The following is a 20,377-nucleotide window of genomic DNA, read 5'->3' as shown; positions in this document are numbered from 1 at the left end:
CCGCAACCCCGCGAGAGCCAGGCCACGACTCCCTGGACACGTACTCTCGGGACCCGGGCCGTGACCTCCACCGGCCCGGATTCCGCACGACAGGAGCCCCATGTCGACCCCATCCGCCCCCGTCGACGTCATCGCCCTCGGGCAGCCGACGTTCGGTGAGCCCGAACTGCGCGCGATCGAGGAGGTGTTCCGCTCCGGCTGGCTCGCCGGCCAGGGGCCGACCGGGAAGCGCTTCGAAGAGGCCTTCGCCCGTTCCACCGGCACGCGGCACGTGCTCCCGGTGAACAACTGCACCGCGGCGCTGCACCTGGCGACGTCGGCCCTGGGCCTCCGCCCGGGCGACGAGGTGGTCGTCGCGGACTACACCTTCCCGGCCACCGGGCACTCGGTCGTCTACGGCGGGGGCAGGCCGGTCTTCGCCGACGTCCGCCCCGACACCTGGACGGTGGACCCGCAGGCGGTGGAGGCGGCCGTCAGCGAGCGGACCGTGGGAATCATCGCCGTGGACACCCTGGGGCAGCCGGCGGACTACGCCGAGCTCGAGGCCATCGCCGCCAAGCGAGGCCTGTGGCTGGTCGAGGACGCCGCCTGCTCCTCCGGCGCCACCTACCAGGGCCGCCCCGCGGGCAGCTTCGGCGACGCCGCGTGCTTCTCCTTCCACGGCCGGAAGGGCATCACCGCCGGCGAGGGCGGTGCGCTCACCACCGACCGCGAGGAGATCGCCACCCAGGCGCGGAAGACGCACAACTTCGGCATCGAGAGTGCGCTGTCGCGTGCCGGGACGACCGGGCTCCCGGTCCCCCAGTTCGACGAGATCGGGTACAACTACAAGCTCTCGGACATCGCCGCGGCGATCATGCTGGCCCAGCTGGAGCGGCAGCCCGAGTTGCTCAAGGCCCGCCAGGTCGTCGCGGAGTCCTACCAGCGGCTGCTGGGCGACTTCGACCTGGTCACGCTGCCCCACACCGCGCCGGACCGCACGCACTCCTGGCAGACCTACGCGTTGACCCTCGACCCGAGCGTCGACCGCGGCCGGGTCGCCACCGAGCTGCGCAGCCGCGGCATCCAGTGCAACTTCGGCACCTACGCCTCGCACCTGCAGCCGGTCTACGGCGCGACGGCACCCTGCCCGGTCTCCGCGGACCTGTTCCGTCGACACCTGGCCATCCCCATGCACGCCAACCTCACCGAGGCGCAGGTCGAGCGGGTGGCAGCGGCCGTCCGCGAGGTCGTCCCCGCCGCTCGCTGACCCCACTCACCGCAGAACACGAGGAGTACCGCCATGCCGTCGACCGTCTTCGTCACGGGTGGGGCCGGGTTCATCGGCTCCCACGTCGTCCCCCTGCTGCTCGAGCGCGGGCACAAGATCCGGCTCTTCGACAACATGTTCCGTGGCGACCGCGCCAGGGTCGCCGAGTGGGTCGCCACCGGCGACGTCGAGTTCGTCGACCAGGACGTCCGCTACGGCGGCGCCGTCCACGCGGCCATGAAGGGCTGCGAGGACGTCATCCACCTCGCCGCGGTGTCGATCAACAAGAGCCAGGCCGACCCGTACGAGAGCGTCGACATCAACATGGTCGGCGCCAACAACGTCTTCGCCGCCGCCGCCGACCACGGCGTCCGCCGCGTCGTCTTCGCCTCCAGCGCCTCCGTCTACGGCGACCCGGAGAGCCTCCCCATGAAGGAGGACGGCCCGGTCAACCCGCTCACCCCGTACTGCGTCGCGAAGCTGGCCGGCGAGCACCTGCTCGACTACTACGCCCGCCGCTCGTCGCTCAGCTGGATCGGGCTGCGGTTCTTCAACGTGTACGGCCCCGGCCAGAAGCCGACCGCCTACTACACCTCCGTCATCAACCACTTCGTGAAGCGGCTGCGGGCCGGTGAGCCGCCCGTCATCGACGGCAAGGGCGAGCAGTCGATGGACTTCGTGCACGTGCACGACATCGCCCGCTCGGTCGTCATGTCCCTGGACGTCGACCCGGCACAGGCGAACCTAGCCGTCAACGTCGGCACCGGCATCGACACCAGCGTCGCCGAACTGGCCCGCACGCTGATCGCCGCGGTGGGCGTCAACGTCGAGCCGCAGTTCAACCCCCGCGACGTCCTCGTCTCCCGCCGGGCGGCGGACATCACCCGGGCGCGAGAGGTGCTCGGCTGGGAGCCGACCATCGACCTGGCGACGGGCATGAAGGAACTGGTCGAGACCGAGATCGCCTGACCGCCGTGACCCGTCCTGACGTCCCGCACGACAGCGCGGCGCTCCCCCCCAACCCCTACAACCCGCACGCCTGGGTCGTCGGGGAGCCGACGATCGGCGAGGGGACCTGGATCGGTGCCTTCACGACGATCGACGGGTCGGGTGGGCTCACCATCGGCCGGGGCTGCGACATCTCCACCGGCGCGCAGATCTACACGCACTCCTCGGTGCGCCGCTGCGTGTCCGGCCGGGCGTTCCCGACCGTGGAGCGCGCCCCGGTACACATCGGGAACTGCGTCTTCATCGGCGCCGGGGCCGTCGTCAACATGGGCGTGCGGATCGGCGACCACAGCGTCGTGGGCGCCGGCGCGGTCGTCAGCAAGGACGTCCCGCCGCACACCGTGGTCGGCGGGGTCCCGGCACGACCGATCGCCACGGTGCACATCGAGGCCGGCGAGGTGACGTTCCGGCCGCTGGAACAGGCCTCGTCGTAGGTCGGTCCAGAAACCGACGACGGGGCGGGGGCACCGGATCGGTGCCCCCGCTCCGTCGTCCGTCGGGCCGGTCGCCCGCTGCGGCGGCCCGGGAGGGGTCAGACCAGGACGGGCGCCGAGGCCACCACCGCGCCGACGACGCGGTGGGCCGGCATGATCGACGCCCGCTCCTGCGCGGCGTCCACCCGGCCCTCCACCAGGTCGACGAAGCGGTCGAGCTGGGCGGCCAGCGGCTCACCCATCTGCACCAGCGTCGGGATCTCGATGACGGTCTGCTGCCGGTAGCCCGGCCCGTCCTCGGTTGCCGCCTCGGCGTCGACGTGTCGGTAGATGGTCACGCTCTGGCGGAGCAGGTCGACCTCGATCGCCCGGTCCACCTCGGTGATGCGCAGGCTGCGGATCTTCTGCTGCCCGATCCGGGAGGCCGACACCGACGCCATCCGACCGCCGGCGAAGGACAGCAGGCTCTCGGCCATGTCCTCGGCGCCCGGCACCGAAGCGGGGTGGAAGTAGCCGAGCGTGGCATCGACGGCCGTCGGCTCGTCCCCGATCAGCCGCAGGGCGATGTCGACGTCGTGGACGAGCAGGTCCCACGCGACGCCGGTCTTGATCCGGGGCGCGTACGGCGAGTGCCGGACGGCACTGACGTGCACCGGCTCGCGGGTCAGCTGCGCAGCGGTGACCACCGCGCTGTTGTAGCGCTCCAGCAGGCCGCACATCAGCGGAAGGTCGGCCTTCTCCGACGCGTCCACGATCTCCTGGCTCTTGGCCAGGTCGTCGGCGACCGGTTTCTCCACCAGCAGGGGGAGGCCGGCGTCGATGACCTGCAGGGCCAGGCCGTGGTGGGCGTGGGTGGCCGCCGCGATGATGACCGCGTCGATGCCGGAGAGGCCGTCGAGGTCGGGGGCCCAGGCAGCACCGAAGCGGTCGGCGACGGTGCGGCCGACCTCCTGGCGCGGTTCGACCACGACGGCGAGGTCGGCGCGGCCGGAGTTGTGCAGGACCCGGGCGTGGAGGGAGCCCATGGACCCGGTTCCCACGACGGCGATCGACGGACGGGCCACGGTCAGGCTCCCAGCACTCGGCGGACGGACTCGACGATCGTGTCGAGGTGCTCTTCGGTCAGGTGCTGGTGCACCGGCAGGGACAGACAGCGTCGGGCCACCGACGCCGCCACGGGCACGTCCTCGATCACCACGCGGGGGTCGTCGCGGTAGCAGTCGTAGTCGAAGACGGCGCGCGGGTAGTAGATGCCGGCACCGATCCCGGCCTCAGCGAGGTCGGCGACCACGCGGTCCCGGTCGATGGACTCGTCGAGCAGGACGGTGTACTGGTGCCAGACGTGCGAGCGGCCGGGCAGTTCGCCGGGCGTGATGACGCCCGCGATGCCGCCGAGGCCGGCCGTCAGGCGAGCCGCGTTCTTCTTCCGCTGCTCGACGATCTCGTCCATCCGCCCGATCTGGGGGATGCCGACGGCGGCCTGGAGGTCGGTCATCCGGTAGTTGTGGCCCGCCATCTCGTACTGGTAGCGCTGCCGCATGCCCTGGTTGCGCAGCACCCGCAACCGGTCGGCGACCGCGTCGTCGTCCGTCGTGATCATCCCGCCCTCACCGGTGGTGAGGTTCTTGGTGGCATAGAAGGAGAAACAGCCGATGCCGAACGCGCCCGCCCCCCTGCCTTCGTAGGTGGCGCCGTGCGCCTGCGCCGAGTCCTCGACGACGTGAAGGCCGCGGTCGCGCGCGATGTCCATGAGCGGACCCATGTCGGCGGTCTGCCCGTAGAGGTGGACCGGCATGAGCACCTTCGCGCGGTCCCCCACGCGCTCGGCCACGGCGGCCGGGTCGACGGCGAAGTCGCTCTGGCGGATGTCGGCGAAGCGGGCGGTAGCACCGGCCTCGAGGATCGCGTTGAGCGTCGCCACGAAGGTGAAGGGAGAGGTGACCACCTCGTCACCGGGTTGGAGGTCGAGGACCTGCAGCGCGGCCACGAGGGCCGTCGTCCCGTTGTTGACGGCCACGGCGTGCCGAACGCCGACGACCTCCGCGAAGGCGTCCTCGAGGCGCTTGACCATCGGCCCCTGGGCGATGACGCCGGACCGGATGACCTCGAGGACGAGGGGCTCTGCTTCACGGACGTCGACCACACTGATGGGGATCACGACAGCTGCTTCCGTTCGGTGCGTGTAGGACTGACCCCGTTACGGTAACCGCGGTCCCATCACACCCCGCGTGATACGGACTCAACCGTCACACTCGCCCCTCCCACCGCAGCAGGGCCGCCGATGCCCTGCGTCACCTCTCGCCGAGGGGCCGACGGAAGCCGGTCCGCGACCCGGCACGAAGGAGCCCAGGCATGCCGAACCGGATCCACCACACCGCGGTCGTGGGGCCCGAGGTGGAGCTCGGCACGGGCAACGTCGTCGGGCCCTACGCCGTGCTCGTGGGCCCGTGCCGCATCGGCGACGACAACTGGATCGGCCCGCACGTCGTCCTCGGGTCACCCCCCGAGATCCGCGGGCACGACCACGGTGCGGCCTGGGACGGCGAGCTCGTCGGGTGCGGCGTCGAGGTCGGCAGCCGCACCACGCTGCGGGAGTACACGACCGTGCACTCGGGGTCGGCGAGCACGACCCGTATCGGGTCCGACTGCTTCGTGATGAACAAGGTGTACGTCGGTCACGACGGGAACGTCGGGGACGGCGTGACCATGGCCTCCACGGTCACCCTCGGCGGCCACGTGACGGTCGGAGACCGGGCCAACTTGGGGCTGGGCGCCACGGTGCACCAGCGACGCGTGATCGGCCCCGGGGTGATGTTGGGCATGGGTTCCGTGGTGACCCGTGACATCCCTCCCTACGCCAAGGCCTTCGGCAACCCGGCGCGGCTGCAGGGCGTCAACTCCGTGGGGATGAGCCGCCAGGGCATGGACGACGCCGACATCGGGCGGCTGGCCGAGCTCTACGGCTCCGGCGCCGACATCGCGACCGACTGGCCCGCGTCGCCTCCCCTGGAACCCGCGCTCGAGTGGTGGCGGAGGCACGCAAGCGCCTCGTGAGGGTGCTGTGACTACCGATTGCGACCAACGGTGTCGGGCGCGAATTCCGCTGTTAGCCTCGGTGAACGGCGCTGGTCTGCTCCCCCTACGCGGGCCCTGCCCCGGAGGAGAGAACTCGTGGCTATCGACACTGCCGTCCCCCCGCAAGCGGCGGAAGCACCGTCCCGGTCTCACCGGGCGCTGCTGCTGAAGACCGTCCGCGCCGCCCTCGCGATCGCCATCGCGGCATCGATCGTCTACGCGGTCATCCGCCTGTGGCCGGACGTCCGGGACACGCTGCTGTCGCTGAACGGCTGGACGATCGCCGCCTCGTTCGCCGCGGCGCTCGGGGCCATCGCGGCGAACGTCAAGGCGTGGCAGGCCGTGCTCCGGGAACTGGACCACGAGGTCGCGACCGTCGAGGCCGGACAGATCTACCTCGTCGGCCAGCTCGGCAAGTACCTGCCGGGCAGCGTCTGGGCTTTCGTGCTGCAGATGGAGCTGTCCCTGCGCGCCGGCATCCCGCGGGCCCGCTCCTTCGCCGCCTCGCTGGTCCTGGTGGGCCTGTCCACCACCGCGGCCCTGGTCCTGGGCCTTCTCGGCGTCCCCACGCTCGTGGAGGTCGGGGGTGCCGCGGTCTGGGGCGTCGCCGTGCTCGTCCCCATCGCCCTCGTCTGCGCCATCCCGCCGGTGCTCAGCCGACTGGTCGACCTGTTCCTCCGCATCCTCGGCCGAGCGGGTCTCGGCCACCGCCTGCGGCTCCGCGGGCTCCTCCGGGTCCTGGGCTGGTCGGCGCTGGCCTGGACCCTGTTCGGCGTCCACTTCTACCTCCTCGGCATCGGTGCAGGCAGCGACCTCAGCCCCAGCCTGACCAACGCGATCGGGTCCTTCGCGCTGGCCATGACCGCGGGCCTGCTCGCCGTGGCCTCGCCGTCCGGACTCGGCGTCCGGGAGGCCGTGCTCGTGGCATCGCTGTCGCCGTTCGGTGGCGTGGGCACCGCGCTCGGCGTCGCCCTCGCCTCCCGGCTGATCCTCACCGTCGCCGACGTGCTGGCCGCCGGGACGGCGGCGTGGTCGGCTCGCGGTGTCCGCGCTGTGTCACCACCGGGTGTGCCCCAGCCGACGCTGTGAGCCCCTCGGCACCCCGGGTGGAGTGGCTCCGGGCCGGACCGCCGGCGTGTTCCCGCTCGCCTTCCCGCGCGTCGGTGTCGCCGGTTCCGTCCGACCGGGTCCACCATGGCCGCGGCCGGGGTGGTCCCGCCCCTCGCGGGCACCGGTCGGCGCGGACGACATGCACGACGAGCTCCGGGCTGCTCACCGGGTCGGAGCCGGAACCACCAGCCGTGCCGGCTGAGCCGAACCGCACACGAAAGTGACGCCCATGACCGACAACGCGCCCCTCACGGGTCCGGCCGCCGCGCCGGGTACCGGCCCGCTGGTCAGTCTCGTGGTCCCCGCCTTCAACGAGGCCGAGAACGTCGCCGGCCTGGTGGAGCTCGCCCAGGCCATCGACCTGGCCAACCCGGGGCATCGGTTCGAGCTCGTGGTCGTGGACGACGGCTCCGTCGACGGGACACCGGAGTTGCTGCGCGCGGCGCTCGACGGCGGTCCCGTGGACGCCCGAATCATCACCCTGTCGCGCAACTTCGGGTCGCACGCCGCGATCACCGCCGGCTTCCGGGCCGCCCGGGGCGCGTGCGCGATGACGCTCTCGGCCGATCTGCAGGAGCCCCTGGAGGTCATCGGCCGCTTCCTCGCCGCCTGGGAGGCCGGGAACGACGTCGTCTGGGGGGTCCGGGCCACCCGATCGGTGCCCACGGGGCTGGGCAACGCGCTCTCCCGCGCCTTCAGCCGCTGGTTCCACCGTTGGTCGACCATCCCGACCTATCCCGCCGAGGGTCCGTCGATCGTCCTGGTGTCCCGCGCGGTGCTGGACGTGGTGAACGCCATGCCCGAGGCCAACCGCAACGTCTTCGGTCTGGTGGCGTGGTCCGGCTTCGACCAGACCACGGTGGGCTTCGAACAGCTGCCCCGGCCGGCCGGGCGGAGCAAGTGGACGAACGCCAAGAAGATCAAGCTCGTGGTCGACTCGTTCGTCGAGTTCAGCCAGACACCGGCTCGGGTCGCGGGGTACCTGGGTGCCGCACTCTGCGTGCTCGCCACGGTGATGCTGATCGTGGGAGTCGTCGTCGCGGTCACACCCGTCGCGGGGGCTGGGTTCTGGCTCGTCGGCTCCCTGGCCTTGATGGTCGGAGGCCTCAACCTCGGTTTCCTGAGCGTGATGGGCGAGTACGTGTGGCGAGCCGGCGACGACGCCCGCCGCCGGCCGATCTACGTGCTGCGCTCGGTGCACGACGTGGTCGCCCACCGGCCGCGGGTGGACAGGGACGCCACGGTCGCGTGGAACGGCCGCGTCGACGTCGCCACGACGGCCCGGATGACGGCCGAGGCCACGCGCGGTTGACCACCATCGGCTGGGCGCCCTGACGGACGGCTCGGGCCGAGCCTGGCCGGGGCCGTCCGGCGTCTGCGGCTCAGCCGGCCACGCGCGACCCGTGCCGGCCGGCGACGACCTCCAGCCGGGTGGGGATGCGGGTGCGCAGCTCCTCGAGGTGACTGATGACACCGACCGTCCGGCCGCCGCGGCGCAGCTCGTCGAGCACGTTCATCACCGCGTCGAGGGCCCGCGCGTCGAGCGTGCCGAACCCCTCGTCGACGAAGAGCGTGTCCATCTGGACGCCGCCGGCCTCGGCGGTGACGACGTCGGCGAGCCCGAGGGCGAGGGCCAGCGACGCCATGAAGCTCTCCCCGCCGGAGAGGGTCTTGGTGGGACGCCGGGTGCCCGTGTACTCGTCGAAGACGTCCAGGCCCAGGCCGCCGCGGGCGCCGTGCCGGGCCTGCGCGTCGCTGTGCAGGAACGTGTAGCGGCCGTCGGACATCTCCTGCAGCTGCCGGCTGGCGACCTCGGCGACCTGCTCGAGGCGGGCGGCGAGCACGAAGGACTGCAGCCGCATCCGCAGCGTGTTGCCGCCGCGGCCGTTGACCAGGTCGGCCAGGGCGGAGACCCGACCGGCCCGGGCGTGGCGCTCGGCGAGCTCCACCTCGGCGGAGACGACCTCGCCGGCCAGCACGTCGAGGGCTCCTGTGCAGCGGCGGGCCTGGTCGAGTGCGGCGACGGCCTCCTCCCGGCGGGCGGTCAGCTCCGCGCAACGCTCCTGGAGGGCGGGGACGTCGGGCCGCTCGGGCAGGTCGGTCAGCTCGGGGTCGGCGAGGGTGCCGGCGACGACCGAGCGGGCGTCGTCGTGCTCCCGGAGCCGTCGCTCGAGAGCCGTCAGCTCGCCCGCGTCCAGCAGAGCGTCCGCGGCGTCGAGGAGGTCGGCGAACGTGGCTGCGGCGGCGCGCGCTCCCGCTGTCTCGCGTGCGGTCTCGGCGGCGGCCCGGTCGCGCAGCTCCTCGGCCACGGCCGCGACCACGGCCTCGCAGCGCTCCGCGGCCTCGGTCAGCCGCCGCACCCGCGCCGGCAGGTCGGCGTCGTTCCCGCGGGCGGCGTCGAGCCGGGCGGTGAGCTCGGCCAGGGTCTCCTGGCGGCCGTCCCGCTCGGCGGTGCGCCGCTGCAGCTCCTCCCGGTCGGCGGCGAGCGCGACGGCTGCCGCATCCCGGCCCGCCTCGCGCGCGGCCAGCTCTCGGCGGGCGGCCTCGGCGGCGGCCAGCGCGGCGGCCCGCTCCTCGGTGCGGCGCAGCTCGAGAACCGGCTGCAGCCGGAAGGCGGGCCGTCTCACGCCGACCTGACGATGCGGTTGAGCCACGCCCACGACTCGCCGGCCGGGGTCAGCTCGCCGGTGGGCTGCTGCAGGAACGACTCGATCGCCGGCGCGAGCTGTCGGGCCCGGTCGACCAGCGGGTCGGTGCCCGCCTGGTAGGCGCCGATCTCGATGAGCTCCTTGACGTCGCGCAGCGCGCCCAGGAGCCGGCGCACCTCGCGGGCGTCGGCCATCTGCGGCGGCGGGACGACCGCGGTGGCCACCCGGGAGATCGACTCCAGTACGTCGATCGCGGGGAAGTGGCCGGCGGTGGCCAGCTTGCGGGTGAGCACCACGTGCCCGTCGAGGATGGAGCGGGCGGTGTCGGCGATCGGCTCGTTGTGGTCGTCGCCGTCCACCAGCACGGTGTAGAGCCCGGTGATCGAGCCGACCGACGCCGTCCCGGCCTTCTCCAGCAGCTTCGGCATCATCGCGAAGACGCTCGGCGGGTACCCGCGGGTGGCCGGCGGCTCGCCGGCCGACAGGCCGACCTCGCGCTGGGCCATCGCCGTGCGGGTGATCGAGTCCATCATCAGCAGCACGTCGCGGCCCTGGTCGCGGAACCCCTCGGCGATGCGGGTGGCGACGAACGCCGCCTTGAGCCGCACCAGCGGGGGCTCGTCGGAGGTGGCGACGACGACGACCGTGCGCGCCATCCCCTCCGCGCCGAGGTTCTCCTCGAGGAACTCGCGCACCTCGCGGCCCCGCTCGCCGATCAGCCCGATGACCCGGACGTCGGCGTCGGTGCCGCGGGTGATCTGGGCCAGCAACGTCGACTTCCCCACGCCGGAGCCGGCGAAGATGCCCAGCCGCTGGCCCTTGCCGCAGGGGACGAGGGTGTCCAGGGCCCGGACGCCGAAGGTCAGCGGCTCCTCGACGCGGGTGCGCGACAGCGCGTGCGGCGTCTCGCTGGCCAGGTCGACGAACTCCAGCGACGGGTCCAGCGGCGGGCCGCCGTCCACCGGCCGGCCCAGGCCGTCGAGCACCCGGCCGAGCAGCGCCTCGCCCACCGGCACCTGCAGCGGCATGCCGGTGGCCCGCACCCGCGCGCCGGCGTGCACGCCGGAGAGCTCGCCGAGCGGCATGCAGGTGAGCCGCTCGCGGGCGACGGCGACGACCTCGGCGAGCAGGCCACCGCGCGGTGACGGGTTGATCTCCACCAGGTCGCCGACGGCGGCCGGAACCCCCTCGACGGAGAGGGTCAGGCCCATCGCGCCGACGACCGAGCCGGTGACCTGCGGGCGGGCCGCCGCGCGGGCGCGGTCGAGCAGCCCCGTGGTCACGGGGCCAGCACCGCCCGGACCCGCTCGAGCGCGGCGCCCAGCTGCGCGTCGACGCGGCAGGAGCCGGTCTCGGCGACCGCGCCGGCGCGCTCGACGGAGAGGTCGCCGACGACCCGCACCGTGTCGGGCAGCTCGGCCAGCGCCTCGGCCGGGATCTCGGCGAGGTCGTCGGGGTGCAGCCGGACGACGGTGGGCGCGTCGGCCGGGCACAGGGTCAGCGCCCGGCGGACGGCGTCCATCACGGGCGAGTCGGCGAGGGCGAGCTCGCGGCAGAGCAGGTCCTCGACGAGGGTCAGCACGATCGTGACGACCGAGTCGCGGACGTCCTCGGCGACCGGGAGGGCGGCCTCCTCCAGCCGGGTCACGGCCGCGCCCAGCGCCGCGGTGGCCGAGACCAGCCGCCGCTCCCAGCGGGCCTGCACCTCGGCCAGGCGCGCCTCGGCGGCCCGCTCGGCCTCGGCGACGACGGCGCCGGCGGCCTGGACACCCTCGGCGTGGCCGACGGCGTAGCCCTCCTGGCGGGCGTGCTCGCGCAGCCGGGCCAGCTCCTCGGCGTAGACGTCGCCGAGGCGGAAGGAGGGGCGACCGTTCGGCACCGGCACGTCGGCCGCGCGGCGCACCGTCGTCCGCCGCTCGCCGGTCGGCTGCGCCGGCACCGGGACCGCCCGTGTGTACGGGGCGCGCGGCGCGGCCTGCGCGGCGGTGCCGCCGCGCAGCAGCGCGGACTCCCGCGGTGCACGACCGGTGCGGGCGCTCGTCACCGAGCCTTCGCCGGCCCCGTCCAGGGACCCGCCCCGAGCTTGCGAGGGGTGGGGAGGGCGGGGTCCTTCAAGGGGTCCTCTTTCAGGCGACGAAATCGTCCTCACCGCCCCGCGAGATGGTCAGCACGCCCTGCTCCTCCAGGGTGCGGATGACGCCGACGACCTTGGCCTGGGCCTCCTCGACGGTCCGGGTGCGCACCGGGCCGAGCAGCTCGATCTCCTCGGCGAGGTTCTCGGCCGCACGCTCCGACAGGTTCCGGACGACCTTGTCCCGGACGTCGGGGCGCACGCCCTTGAGCGCGGTCGCCAGGTCGTTGGCCTCGACCTCGCGCAGCACCAGCTGCAGCGAGCGGTCGTCGATGGTGACGATGTCCTCGAAGACGAACATCTGCGCGCGGACCTGCTCGGCGAGCTCGGGGTCGGTGCTGTCGAGCCACTCGAGGATCGAGCGCTCGGTCGGCCGCGGCGAGCGGTTGATGATCTCGACGAGGGTCTCGACGCCGCCGACGGTGCTCATGTCCTGGTGGGCCAGTAGCGAGCCCATGCGGCGGCCGAGCTCCTCCTCGACGAGGCGGACCATCTCCGGGGAGGTGCGGTCCATGGTCGCGATGCGGTGCGCGACCGCGGCCTGCTGCTCGGGCGCGAAGCCGGAGAGCACCTCGGCCGACTGCGCGGCGGTCAGGTGCGCCAGCACCAGTGCGATGACCTGCGGGTGCTCGTCCTTGAGGAAGGTCACCAGCTGGCGGACGTCGGCGTTGCGCAGCGAGGCGAAAGGCACCTCGGTGTAGACGACGTTGAGCCGGGACAGGATGCCGTCGGCCTTGTCCTCGCCGAGACCCGCCGCGAGGATCTCGCGGGCGAACTCCACGCCGCCCCGCCCGACGAACCGCTGGGCGGTCATGAGGTGGTGGAACTCCTCGAGGACGCCGTCGACGTCGTCGGGCTCGACCGTCCCGAGCTTCATCAGCTCGCGGGTCACCAGCTCGACCTCGCGCGGGCGCATCTTGGCCAGCAGCGCGCCGGCCTCCTCCTTGGACAGCTGCGCGATGAACACGGCCGCCTTGCGCAGGCCCGGCATCGCCGCTGGCTGCCGCACCGCCGGCAGGACGGCGGTCTGCTGGGGAGCCGGGACCATCCCGACCATCTGCTCGACGGACGCCAGCGTCATGCCTTGCCTCCGGTCCCGCTCTCGCTCAACCAGCCGCGCAGCATGGCGGCGACCTCGTCGGGCTTCTCGCTGACCATGGCGGCGATCTCCCCACGGACCCGGGCCCGCTCGGCGGCCTCGAGCTCCAGCGCGGCGTTGTCGGCGACCGGCACCGCCCGCGTGCTCTCGATGCGGATGCGGTCGAGCTCGGCCAGCACGTCGTCGGTGAGCTCCAGCGGCTCGTAGTCGTCCTCCTCGCCGTACTCCCGGCGCCGGGAGCGCAGCCAGACGACGAGGACGAGCAGGGCGATGCCGAGGGCGATGCCACCGGTCTTGACCATCGACCACAGCTGGGCCTGGCGCTCGGCCTCCGCGGCCGCGGCCAGCTCCTCGGCCGCCCGGTCGGCGGCGGTGGTGTCGAACGCCATCGAGGCGACGGTGATGTCGTCACCGCGCGCGACGTCGAGGCCGACGGCGTTGCCGACGAGGTCCTGGATCTGCGCCTGGTTGAGGTTGCCGGCGACGGCCTCGTCCATGACGACGGAGACGGTGAGCCGGTTGATCGTGCCTGGCGCGGCCTCGACGGTCTCGACGACCGTGCCGACGGCATTGTTCGAGGTCGTGGACTCCTTGTTGTAGGAGGACTCCCCGGCCCCGCCCGCGGCGTCGGGCTGGTTCTCCGGCCCGAGGACGCCGCCGACGGCGGCGCCGTTGCCGGTGTACTCCTCGGTCGTCGTGCTCTCCGAGATGGGCGGGGTGCCCTCCTCGTAGACGTGGGTCTCCGAGGTGGTGTTCCGCTGGTCGAGGTCCAGGTCGGCGCGCACCGAGACCCGGGCCCGGCCGGGGCCGAGGATCGGGTCGAGGACGGCCTGGGCGTTGGCCGCGAGCCGGGCCTCGTAGTCCTGCTCCATCTGCGACCGGGCGTCGCCGGCGGCGGCGGTCACGCCCTGGCCGGGGGCGGAGAGCACCGCACCGGAGGAGTCGGCGACGGTGACCTGCTCGGGGTCCATGCCCTCGATGCTCGAGGAGACCAGGTTGGTGACCGCCTGCACCTGGCCGCTGCCCAGCGACGTGCCCGGCGCCAGGTCGAGCAGTACCGAGGCGGTGGGCTCCTGCTCGTCGGACACGAAGACCTCGTCCTCGGGCAGGGCCACGTGCACCACCGCGGTGCGCACGCCCTCCAGCGACTCCAGGGTCTTGGCCAGCTCGTCCTGCAGGGCGCGCTGGTAGGAGACCTGCTGCTGGAACTCGCTGGTGGTGATCCCCTGCTCGTCGAGCAGCGCGTACCCGGTGTCGTTGCCTGCGGGCAGGCCCTTGCCGCTCATCGACAGCCGCAGGTCGTAGACCTGCTCGTTGGGCACCATGATCGTCGCGCCGCCGTCGGCGAGCTCGTAGGCGACGCCGGCGGCGCCCAGCTCCTCGACGATCGCCGACGCGTCGGTGGAGGCCAGGTTGGAGAACAGCGGGGCGTAGGTGGGGGCGGTGATCCACCGGTAGAAGAAGAACCCGCCGAGGACCAGCCCCACGGTCAGGAGGCCGATGACGACCCGCTGACCCAGGCTGATCGTGGACAGCGCGGAGCGGATGCGCTCCAGCGGCCCGGCGAGGGCGGCAGGCATCAGACCGGCATCCTCATGATCTCGTTGAAGGCCTCGACGGCCTTGTTCTTGAGGGTCACGACCATCTCGGTGGCGAGCTTCGCCTCGTTGGCCGCGATCATGTAGTCGTGCACGTCGCGCAGGTCGCCGGTGGCGGCCTGGACCGCGAGGGCGTCGGACGTCGACTGCACCGACTGCAGCCGGTCGACCGACGACGCGAGGACGGCGGCGAAGCCCCCGTCGCCGGCCGCGGTCGCCGGGGCGGCGGCGTCGGCGCCGGTCGTCCCCGAGAGCCCGCCGACCGCGGGGATCGCGGACGGGAACGAGATGCCGCCGATGGGCGAGGTCATGTCAGCCCTTCCCGAGCGCCAGGGCGGCCTGGTAGGCGGTGGTGGCGCGCTCGACGACGGCGAGGTTCGCCTGGTAGCCGCGCTGCGCCATGATCAGCTGGGTCATCTGGTCGCCCAGGTCGATGTCCGGATACCTGACGTAGCCGTTGGCGTCGGCGAGCGGGTGGTCCGGCTCGTGGACCAGCCGGCCCTCGGCGCTGCCGTACTCGGCCCGGGCCACGCGGACGCCGCCCTCGCCGGATCCGTAGTCGACCGCCTGCGCCACGATCAACCGCTCCTGGAACGCGTCCTGGTCGGTCGAGGTGACGTTGTTGATGTTGGCGATGTTGTCGGAGACGGCGTCCAGCCACTTGCGGTGGACGAGCAGCCCGGAGCCGGAGATGCCCAGCGAGTCGAAGACGCTCATCGTCACGCCGTCCGCAGTGCGGTGCGCATGACGTCGTACTTGCCGCCGAGGGCGCCCAGCGCCAGCTGGTAGCGCAGGCCGGTCTCGGTGGCGATGACGGTCTCGGCGTCGAGGTTCACGTTGTTGCCGTCCATGCGGGTCGGCTCCAGCGAGCGGCGCACCGTGGCCGTCGAGGCGGCCGACGTCCGGCCGTCGGACAGCGCGCCGCGCAGGCCGGACTCGAAGTCGACGCGGCCGGCGAGGAAGCCTGGCGTCTGCAGGTTCGCGATGTTGTCGGCGGTGACCCGCTGCCGCTGGGCGAGCCCGTTGAGAGCGGTGTGCAGGGCCGACGAGGTGACGTCCCCGATCATCGGGCGGTTCCTCGGGCAGAGCAGCGGGACACGATCGGCCTCCGGGTACGCAGGAGGCACTCGCGAGCGAGTGCAGGGTCCGCCGATCCGTGGCGAGGGGTGCGCTCTCCGTGCTCTGCAGTCATCGGCGTCCGCCGCGACCGGGGTGACCAGGTTCCACGACTCGAGTGACCGGAATCGGCCGATGAGGTGAACGCGTCGCGTGTGACGGGAGGGATTCTCCGGAGCGATCAGGACGTCGACCACGACGCCCAGGCTGGTGACGCCGATGGCGGTGGGGGTCCTCCGACTGGTCCGGATGCCGCCGGTGCTCCGGCCGGGCTCGCCCTGGTTGGTGTGTGGTGCTCTCGTCCACTGCTAGGTTGGGCCCGATGTCCCGGGCAGCAGGTTCCGCGGGCCCTCGCGCGCCCCGTGAGGAGGGGCTGTCGTCGGGCGGATCAGGAACTCAGCGACGCAAGCGGGTCGCCATTCTCGTCGTCCTCCTGCTCATGGTCTTCACCGGCATTCGACTCACCGACGAGCCAGGCATGGCCGTCTCCCTGTATGCGCTGATCCCGATCCTGCTCGGAGTCTTCTGGTTCGAGCTGCGCGGTGGACTGCTGACCGCAGCGGGCGCGATGCTGGTGTTCCTGCTGGACGAGTTCCTCACCTCGAACTCTTACCTGATCGGCACCCATCTGGGTGTGGCTGCCGTCAATCGGGCGCTGGTCTTCTTCGGCGTCGCCTGGCTGGTCACCCGATTGCTGCGGCGCGAACGAACTCTCGCCCTTCGGGTCCACCGGCAGGAGTTCGAGCTGGCCGAGTTGGAGTCACTGCGCTCTGCGTTGACACCGCCGCAGGTGATGGAGCGGCCGAACCTGCACCTGGCGACGTCTTTCACTCCCGCCGAGGGAGTGGTGGCCGGTGACTTCTACCTCGTCGTGGAAGGTCCTCGAGGTAGCACCATCGTCGTGGTCGGCGACGTCGTGGGACACGGGCTCGATGCCGCCCGGTGTGCCACGTTCGTGCGCACGGCGATGTCCACCTTCGCCCAGTTCACCGGCGACCCGGTGCAGCTGTTGCGACTCGCCAACTCCGCGTTGGTGGAGAACGGTCCGGACGCCTCTCGCTTCGTCACCGCGGTCTGCGTCAACATCGGCCCGCCGGGACACGGCGTCCGTTGGGCCGCAGCCGGTCACGACGCCCCCTGGGACCTCGACACCGGGAAACCGCTGACCGGTGCCAGGGTCGGTGTGCCGTTGGGAGTCAGCGGGGAGATCCTCGACCTGGAGGCCGGACATGCCCCGCTACTGCCGGGAACCGGCGTCCTGTTCTTCACCGACGGCCTCACCGAGGGGCGCACGGTCCAGCGGGCCCCCGGCCGCTCGGTGGAGCTCTTCGGTGAGGAACGTGCTCGGGAGGTCATCCTGGCCAACTCCGGCCGTCCCGTGGACCAGGTGGTCGCGGCGCTGGTGTCCGCCGTGACCGCGTTCGCCGATGAGACCCTGGCCGACGACCTCTGCGTGGTCGCCGTTCGGGTTCACCCGTCCCCGCAGGCCACCCAGGACTTGGTGCCTCAGCCCACCCCAGCCTCGGATCACGTCCGGGACACGACGCGACGGCCGGAGGCAGAGGCCGTGTGATGAGCACGGTTCAGCGCGGCTCCACCCGCGCAGACCCGTCGCCGCACGCGCGAGACCCCCGTGGCCGCAGGGCCACGGGGGTCTCGGAGGAAGGGGACTACAGCACCCGGTCGATGTACGAGGCGACCGGGCGGGACAGGCCGTAGGACATCTTGGCGGCGACGTCACGCTGCCGCCGGGACTGGACGATCCGCTCGACGAGCTCCTCGGCGACGGCGAGCTGGTGCTGCAGCAACCGGGCGGCGCGCTCCCGCAGGTCCTCGGGCACCGGGCCCAGGCCCGACGGCGGGACCCAGTCCTCGGCGCGGCGCCCCCAGGCGGCGATCTCGTCGTCCCGGTCGGACCGGAGGGTCGACTCGGCGGCGAGCACCTCGCCCTCGAGCTCGTCGAGGACGGTGGCCCAGTCGCGGGAGGCCTCCTCGCCGCCGGCCGCGGAGGGCCGCCCGGGAGTCATGCGGAGGTGGCGGCCAGGGTGGCGGCCGCCTGCCGCCACGCGTCCCGGAGCGGCTCGGCGATCTGCCGGCAGGCCGACACGCGGTTGCGGTCACCCTTCACGCCGGCCTGGACCAGCTCGGTGATCATCCAGCTGTAGAGCGCGGCCAGCCGGGGACCGCCCTCCCAGGCGTCCACGCGAAGGCTCTCGCGGAGCTCGAAGACGATGTCCTGCGCGTGCTGGATCTGCGCGCCGGCCTCGGCGCGGTCGCCGGCGCCGAGGGCGATCTCGGCCCGCTCGAGGTCGAGCACGAGCCGGTCGTAGAGCATCACCAGGATCCGCTGCGGTGACGCCGTCGCGACCGAGTCGCCGAGATAGCGGGAACGGAGAGAGGCAGTGCTCATCGGGCAGTCTCCAGGGGAAGGCGGGGGATGGTGAGAGGATCGGCCGGGCGGCCGTCAGCTTGAGCGGGGCAGTGAGGCGATCTGGCCGGCGAGCCAGGACGACTGCTGCTGCAGGGATCCGAGGGCGGTCTCCATCGCAGTGAACTGACGGGTGAGGAGCTGCCGACGCCTGTCGAGCCGGACGTCCCAGGCTTCGATCTGGTCCTGGAGATCGTCGGCCTGGCCGTCGCGCCCCTTGGCCAGCAGGGTCAGCGTGCCGGTGGACGAGTCGGAGGCGGCCTCGGCCACGGCGAGCAGTCGCTGCGCCACTCCGGGGACGATGTCGTCGGCGTTGCCCGAGACACCGTCGGGGCCCGGGCCGGCCGGGCCGCCGGCGGCGAGCCGCCGGGCGCGAGCAGGGTCGTCCGCCAGCGCGGTGGTGAACGTCGCCTTGTCGAAGAGGATCGTGCCGTCCCTGTTCAGCTGGAGCCCGATGGTGGCCGGCGAACCGTCGGCGCCGACGGCGAGGGAAGCAGCCTCCAGGACCCGGCTGGTCAGCCCGCGCAGGGCGCTGTCCCCCTTCAGGGTGGCGGCAGGGCCACCCTTGGGGTCGGTGCGGACCGTGATCTCGCTCAGCGCCCGGTTGGCCGCGTCCACGAGCGCCTGCATCGTGGTCGCGGCCACGTCCGGGTCGCCGGCGACCTTCACCGTGACCGCGGTCTCCGGCTTGCTGACCGTGATGGTCACGCCGCTCATCACGCCGGTGAAGGTGTTGGTCGGGGAGACGATGTCGTACGCCCCCGTCCCACCACCCACGGTCAGCGTGGCGTCGACGCCCTGCGTCACCGTGGCGAAGTCGTCGGGAGGGTCGAGCAGTGCCAGGTTCGCCGGATTCCGCAGGTCGAAGACCGCCGCGGAGCCGGAGGCGTCGGCGGTGACCTGCAGCCGGTACTTGCCGGGGGACACCTGCACCGCCGTGGCCGACAGTCCGAAGGAGCTGTCGTTGACGGCCGTCACGGCGTCGGCCAGTGTTCCGCTCCCGCCCACGGTGATCGTCCCCTTGACCGCGCCGCCGGCGTCGAGGACCTCCAGCTTCGAGAAGCCGGCGGAGTCGGTCGTGGCCGCGTAGGTGGCGGCGCCGATCACCGAGTGCGAGGTCGCGGTGTTCTTCACGTCGAAGGTCAGCGAGCCCGTGGGGGCGCCGGCATCGGTGGAGGCGGTGACGCTGCTGGCGGTGCTCGTCGCCTCGACCGCCGTCCACGTCTCCGTCTTCGCCAGGGCCTCGGCGGCGGTGCGCAGGGCGTCGAAACGGCCGTTGACCGAGCGGTAGGCCGACGCGGCGGCCTCGGTGAGGGAGAGTCGGGTCTTCAGCGCGGTCTGGGGCGCCGCTTCGGCCCGTAGCAGCTGGCTGATCAGGGTGCTGGTGTCCAGCCCGGAGACCAGGCCGCCGACGCTCATCGTCATGTTCGGGGCCTCCGGGCTCCGTGTGCTCGTGGACGGTCAGGGTGCCAGTGAGGGGGGAGGCCGGCGGCCTCCCCCCTCACTGGTGGTACTCGGTCGTTCGGTCGGCCAGGGTCAGCCGAGCAGCTGCAGGACGCCCTGCGAGCTCTGGTTGGCCTGGGCCAGCATCGCCGTGCCGGCCTGCGACAGGATCTGCGACCTGGTGAAGGCCACCATCTCCAGGGCCATGTCGGTGTCGCGGATGCGGCTCTCCGACGCGGTCAGGTTCTCGACGGTGGCGTTGAGGTTGTTGATCTTGTGCTCGAGCCGGTTCTGCACCGCACCGAGCTTGGCGCGCTCGGTGGAGACGTCTCCGATGGCGTCACCGATGGCGGTGATCGCCGCGGAGGCGCTGGACGCCGAGGAGATGTTGCCCGAGGCGCCCAGGGCCGACGCGCTCATGTTGCCGATGGTGACCTCGAGGGTCTCACCGGCGTTCGACCCGACCTGGAAGTTCTTGGACGAGTAGCTACCGTCGAGCAGCTCGGTCCCGTTGAAGGTGGTCTTGCTGGCGATGTCGTCCAGCTCGGACTTCAGGGCCTGGAACTCGGCGTCGGCCTTGGCCTTGTCCTCGTCGCTCAGGGCACCGTCGTTGGCCGCCTGCACGGCGAGGTCGCGCATGCGCTGCAGGATCGAGTGCGTCTCGGTGAGGGCCCCCTCAGCGGTCTGGACGACGGAGATGCCGTCCTGCGCATTGCGGACGGCGACCTTGAGGCCACCGATCTGCGAGCGCAGGCCCTCCGAGATGGCCAGGCCGGCGGCGTCGTCGGCGGCCCGGTTGATGCGCAGACCGCTGGACAGCTTCTCCAGCGACTTGGCCATCGCGCCGTCGGTGACGTTCAGGTTCCGGTAGGCGTTGAACGCGGCGATGTTGTTGTTGACGCGCAGACCCATGGTGTTCCTCCTTGGAATGGGGTCGGTCCGGTTTCCGCTGCATCCGTGCTGCGGCCTTGCAGAGGTGGTTACGGCCGGGGGTGGGCCGACCTTGAGGCGAACCGCAGGAGATTTCTCGCGGGCCTC

The 20,377-nt window shown here is 72.5% G+C and carries 21 protein-coding genes; 7 read left to right on the top strand and 14 right to left on the bottom strand.

Annotated features, from left to right (window positions below; translation table 11 throughout):
- The first annotated feature begins 100 nt into the window (after positions 1-100).
- Genes E4P41_RS02740 through E4P41_RS23540 form a run of 3 tightly spaced genes read left to right on the top strand, consistent with a single transcriptional unit; the run spans position 101 to position 2,691 of the window.
- On the top strand, positions 101-1,249 hold the full coding sequence (locus tag E4P41_RS02740) for a DegT/DnrJ/EryC1/StrS family aminotransferase (protein ID WP_135139338.1): 1,149 nt from the start codon (positions 101-103) through the stop codon (positions 1,247-1,249).
- A gap of 33 nt (positions 1,250-1,282) precedes the next feature.
- On the top strand, positions 1,283-2,218 hold the full coding sequence (locus E4P41_RS02735; RefSeq protein WP_135139337.1) for an NAD-dependent epimerase/dehydratase family protein: 936 nt from the start codon (positions 1,283-1,285) through the stop codon (positions 2,216-2,218).
- Positions 2,219-2,223: 5 nt separating this feature from the next.
- Positions 2,224-2,691 (top strand): acyltransferase, encoded by a 468-nt coding sequence (locus E4P41_RS23540; protein WP_135139336.1) that lies wholly within the window; start codon positions 2,224-2,226, stop codon positions 2,689-2,691.
- A 98-nt stretch (positions 2,692-2,789) separates the two neighbouring features.
- Here the strand turns inward: E4P41_RS23540 and E4P41_RS02725 are convergent, their stop codons facing one another.
- Positions 2,790-3,755 carry a Gfo/Idh/MocA family oxidoreductase gene (locus E4P41_RS02725; RefSeq protein WP_135139335.1) on the bottom strand — a complete coding sequence of 322 codons (966 nt, stop codon included), beginning with the start codon at positions 3,753-3,755 and terminating at the stop codon, positions 2,790-2,792.
- A gap of 2 nt (positions 3,756-3,757) precedes the next feature.
- Positions 3,758-4,849, bottom strand: a complete 1,092-nt coding sequence (locus tag E4P41_RS02720) for a DegT/DnrJ/EryC1/StrS family aminotransferase (protein WP_135139334.1) — start codon at positions 4,847-4,849, stop codon at positions 3,758-3,760.
- A gap of 194 nt (positions 4,850-5,043) precedes the next feature.
- On the opposite strand from E4P41_RS02720, the gene E4P41_RS02715 reads away from it, so the two are divergent.
- From E4P41_RS02715 to E4P41_RS02705, 3 genes are all read left to right on the top strand, one after another.
- Positions 5,044-5,745, top strand: coding sequence for an acyl-ACP--UDP-N- acetylglucosamine O-acyltransferase (locus E4P41_RS02715; protein WP_135139333.1), 702 nt, complete (start codon positions 5,044-5,046; stop codon positions 5,743-5,745).
- A 117-nt stretch (positions 5,746-5,862) separates the two neighbouring features.
- Positions 5,863-6,855, top strand: coding sequence for a lysylphosphatidylglycerol synthase domain-containing protein (locus E4P41_RS02710; RefSeq protein WP_209307497.1), 993 nt, complete (start codon positions 5,863-5,865; stop codon positions 6,853-6,855).
- Between the two features lie 250 nt (positions 6,856-7,105).
- Complete coding sequence (locus E4P41_RS02705; protein WP_135139332.1) at positions 7,106-8,188, top strand: glycosyltransferase family 2 protein; 1,083 nt, start codon at positions 7,106-7,108, stop codon at positions 8,186-8,188.
- Between the two features lie 70 nt (positions 8,189-8,258).
- On the opposite strand, the gene E4P41_RS02700 is transcribed toward E4P41_RS02705, so the two are convergent.
- The 8 genes from E4P41_RS02700 to flgB all read right to left on the bottom strand — a co-directional run bounded on the left by E4P41_RS02700 (position 8,259) and on the right by flgB (position 15,419).
- Positions 8,259-9,503: an SbcC/MukB-like Walker B domain-containing protein gene (locus tag E4P41_RS02700; protein ID WP_245177063.1), complete on the bottom strand. Its 1,245-nt coding sequence runs from the start codon at positions 9,501-9,503 to the stop codon at positions 8,259-8,261.
- Positions 9,500-10,807, bottom strand: coding sequence for a FliI/YscN family ATPase (locus E4P41_RS02695; RefSeq protein WP_135139331.1), 1,308 nt, complete (start codon positions 10,805-10,807; stop codon positions 9,500-9,502). Before E4P41_RS02695 ends, E4P41_RS02700 begins: the two co-directional genes overlap by 4 nt.
- Positions 10,804-11,568: a FliH/SctL family protein gene (locus tag E4P41_RS02690; RefSeq protein ID WP_245177062.1), complete on the bottom strand. Its 765-nt coding sequence runs from the start codon at positions 11,566-11,568 to the stop codon at positions 10,804-10,806. Before E4P41_RS02690 ends, E4P41_RS02695 begins: the two co-directional genes overlap by 4 nt.
- A gap of 82 nt (positions 11,569-11,650) precedes the next feature.
- On the bottom strand, positions 11,651-12,736 hold the full coding sequence (gene fliG, locus E4P41_RS02685; RefSeq protein ID WP_209307496.1) for a flagellar motor switch protein FliG: 1,086 nt from the start codon (positions 12,734-12,736) through the stop codon (positions 11,651-11,653).
- Entirely contained in the window at positions 12,733-14,334 is a 1,602-nt protein-coding gene (gene fliF / locus E4P41_RS02680; protein ID WP_135139330.1) for a flagellar basal-body MS-ring/collar protein FliF, read from the bottom strand. Before fliF ends, fliG begins: the two co-directional genes overlap by 4 nt.
- Positions 14,334-14,663, bottom strand: coding sequence for a flagellar hook-basal body complex protein FliE (fliE, locus tag E4P41_RS02675; protein ID WP_135139329.1), 330 nt, complete (start codon positions 14,661-14,663; stop codon positions 14,334-14,336). Before fliE ends, fliF begins: the two co-directional genes overlap by 1 nt.
- Before the next feature lies 1 nt (position 14,664).
- Positions 14,665-15,069 (bottom strand): flagellar basal body rod C-terminal domain-containing protein, encoded by a 405-nt coding sequence (locus E4P41_RS02670; protein ID WP_135139328.1) that lies wholly within the window; start codon positions 15,067-15,069, stop codon positions 14,665-14,667.
- Positions 15,070-15,071: 2 nt separating this feature from the next.
- Positions 15,072-15,419 (bottom strand): flagellar basal body rod protein FlgB, encoded by a 348-nt coding sequence (gene flgB, locus E4P41_RS02665; RefSeq protein ID WP_135139327.1) that lies wholly within the window; start codon positions 15,417-15,419, stop codon positions 15,072-15,074.
- 527 nt (positions 15,420-15,946) lie between these two features.
- On the opposite strand from flgB, the gene E4P41_RS02660 reads away from it, so the two are divergent.
- Positions 15,947-17,041 (top strand): PP2C family protein-serine/threonine phosphatase, encoded by a 1,095-nt coding sequence (locus tag E4P41_RS02660; RefSeq protein ID WP_167760885.1) that lies wholly within the window; start codon positions 15,947-15,949, stop codon positions 17,039-17,041.
- A gap of 97 nt (positions 17,042-17,138) precedes the next feature.
- On the opposite strand, the gene E4P41_RS02655 is transcribed toward E4P41_RS02660, so the two are convergent.
- The 4 genes from E4P41_RS02655 to E4P41_RS02640 form a co-directional block, all read right to left on the bottom strand.
- Positions 17,139-17,495, bottom strand: coding sequence for a hypothetical protein (locus E4P41_RS02655; protein ID WP_135139325.1), 357 nt, complete (start codon positions 17,493-17,495; stop codon positions 17,139-17,141).
- Positions 17,492-17,878, bottom strand: coding sequence for a flagellar export chaperone FliS (gene fliS / locus E4P41_RS02650; protein WP_135139324.1), 387 nt, complete (start codon positions 17,876-17,878; stop codon positions 17,492-17,494). The genes E4P41_RS02655 and fliS overlap by 4 nt, the downstream gene beginning before the upstream one ends.
- A gap of 54 nt (positions 17,879-17,932) precedes the next feature.
- Positions 17,933-19,321, bottom strand: a complete 1,389-nt coding sequence (fliD, locus tag E4P41_RS02645) for a flagellar filament capping protein FliD (protein ID WP_135139323.1) — start codon at positions 19,319-19,321, stop codon at positions 17,933-17,935.
- Positions 19,322-19,432: 111 nt separating this feature from the next.
- On the bottom strand, positions 19,433-20,251 hold the full coding sequence (locus tag E4P41_RS02640; RefSeq protein WP_209307495.1) for a flagellin: 819 nt from the start codon (positions 20,249-20,251) through the stop codon (positions 19,433-19,435).
- Positions 20,252-20,377: the final 126 nt, after the last annotated feature.

Origin of the sequence: Geodermatophilus sp. DF01-2 (assembly GCF_004571065.1) — a bacterium.
Taxonomy (GTDB): Bacteria; Actinomycetota; Actinomycetes; order Mycobacteriales; family Geodermatophilaceae; genus Geodermatophilus.
Note: the sequence above shows the minus strand (reverse complement) of the source record. Positions and strands in the feature narration are given on the sequence as shown.

Coding starts and splice junctions, on each gene's coding strand:
- E4P41_RS02735 (WP_135139337.1), top strand. CDS start 1,283: ATGCCGTCGACCGTCTTCGTCACGGGTGGGGCCGGGTTCATCGGCTCC.
- fliG (WP_209307496.1), bottom strand. CDS start 12,736: ATGACGCTGGCGTCCGTCGAGCAGATGGTCGGGATGGTCCCGGCTCCC.
- E4P41_RS02655 (WP_135139325.1), bottom strand. CDS start 17,495: ATGACTCCCGGGCGGCCCTCCGCGGCCGGCGGCGAGGAGGCCTCCCGC.
- fliS (WP_135139324.1), bottom strand. CDS start 17,878: ATGAGCACTGCCTCTCTCCGTTCCCGCTATCTCGGCGACTCGGTCGCG.
- E4P41_RS02660 (WP_167760885.1), top strand. CDS start 15,947: ATGGCCGTCTCCCTGTATGCGCTGATCCCGATCCTGCTCGGAGTCTTC.
- fliF (WP_135139330.1), bottom strand. CDS start 14,334: ATGCCTGCCGCCCTCGCCGGGCCGCTGGAGCGCATCCGCTCCGCGCTG.
- E4P41_RS02740 (WP_135139338.1), top strand. CDS start 101: ATGTCGACCCCATCCGCCCCCGTCGACGTCATCGCCCTCGGGCAGCCG.
- fliE (WP_135139329.1), bottom strand. CDS start 14,663: ATGACCTCGCCCATCGGCGGCATCTCGTTCCCGTCCGCGATCCCCGCG.
- E4P41_RS02705 (WP_135139332.1), top strand. CDS start 7,106: ATGACCGACAACGCGCCCCTCACGGGTCCGGCCGCCGCGCCGGGTACC.
- fliD (WP_135139323.1), bottom strand. CDS start 19,321: ATGACGATGAGCGTCGGCGGCCTGGTCTCCGGGCTGGACACCAGCACC.
- flgB (WP_135139327.1), bottom strand. CDS start 15,419: ATGATCGGGGACGTCACCTCGTCGGCCCTGCACACCGCTCTCAACGGG.
- E4P41_RS02715 (WP_135139333.1), top strand. CDS start 5,044: ATGCCGAACCGGATCCACCACACCGCGGTCGTGGGGCCCGAGGTGGAG.
- E4P41_RS02670 (WP_135139328.1), bottom strand. CDS start 15,069: ATGAGCGTCTTCGACTCGCTGGGCATCTCCGGCTCCGGGCTGCTCGTC.
- E4P41_RS02640 (WP_209307495.1), bottom strand. CDS start 20,251: ATGGGTCTGCGCGTCAACAACAACATCGCCGCGTTCAACGCCTACCGG.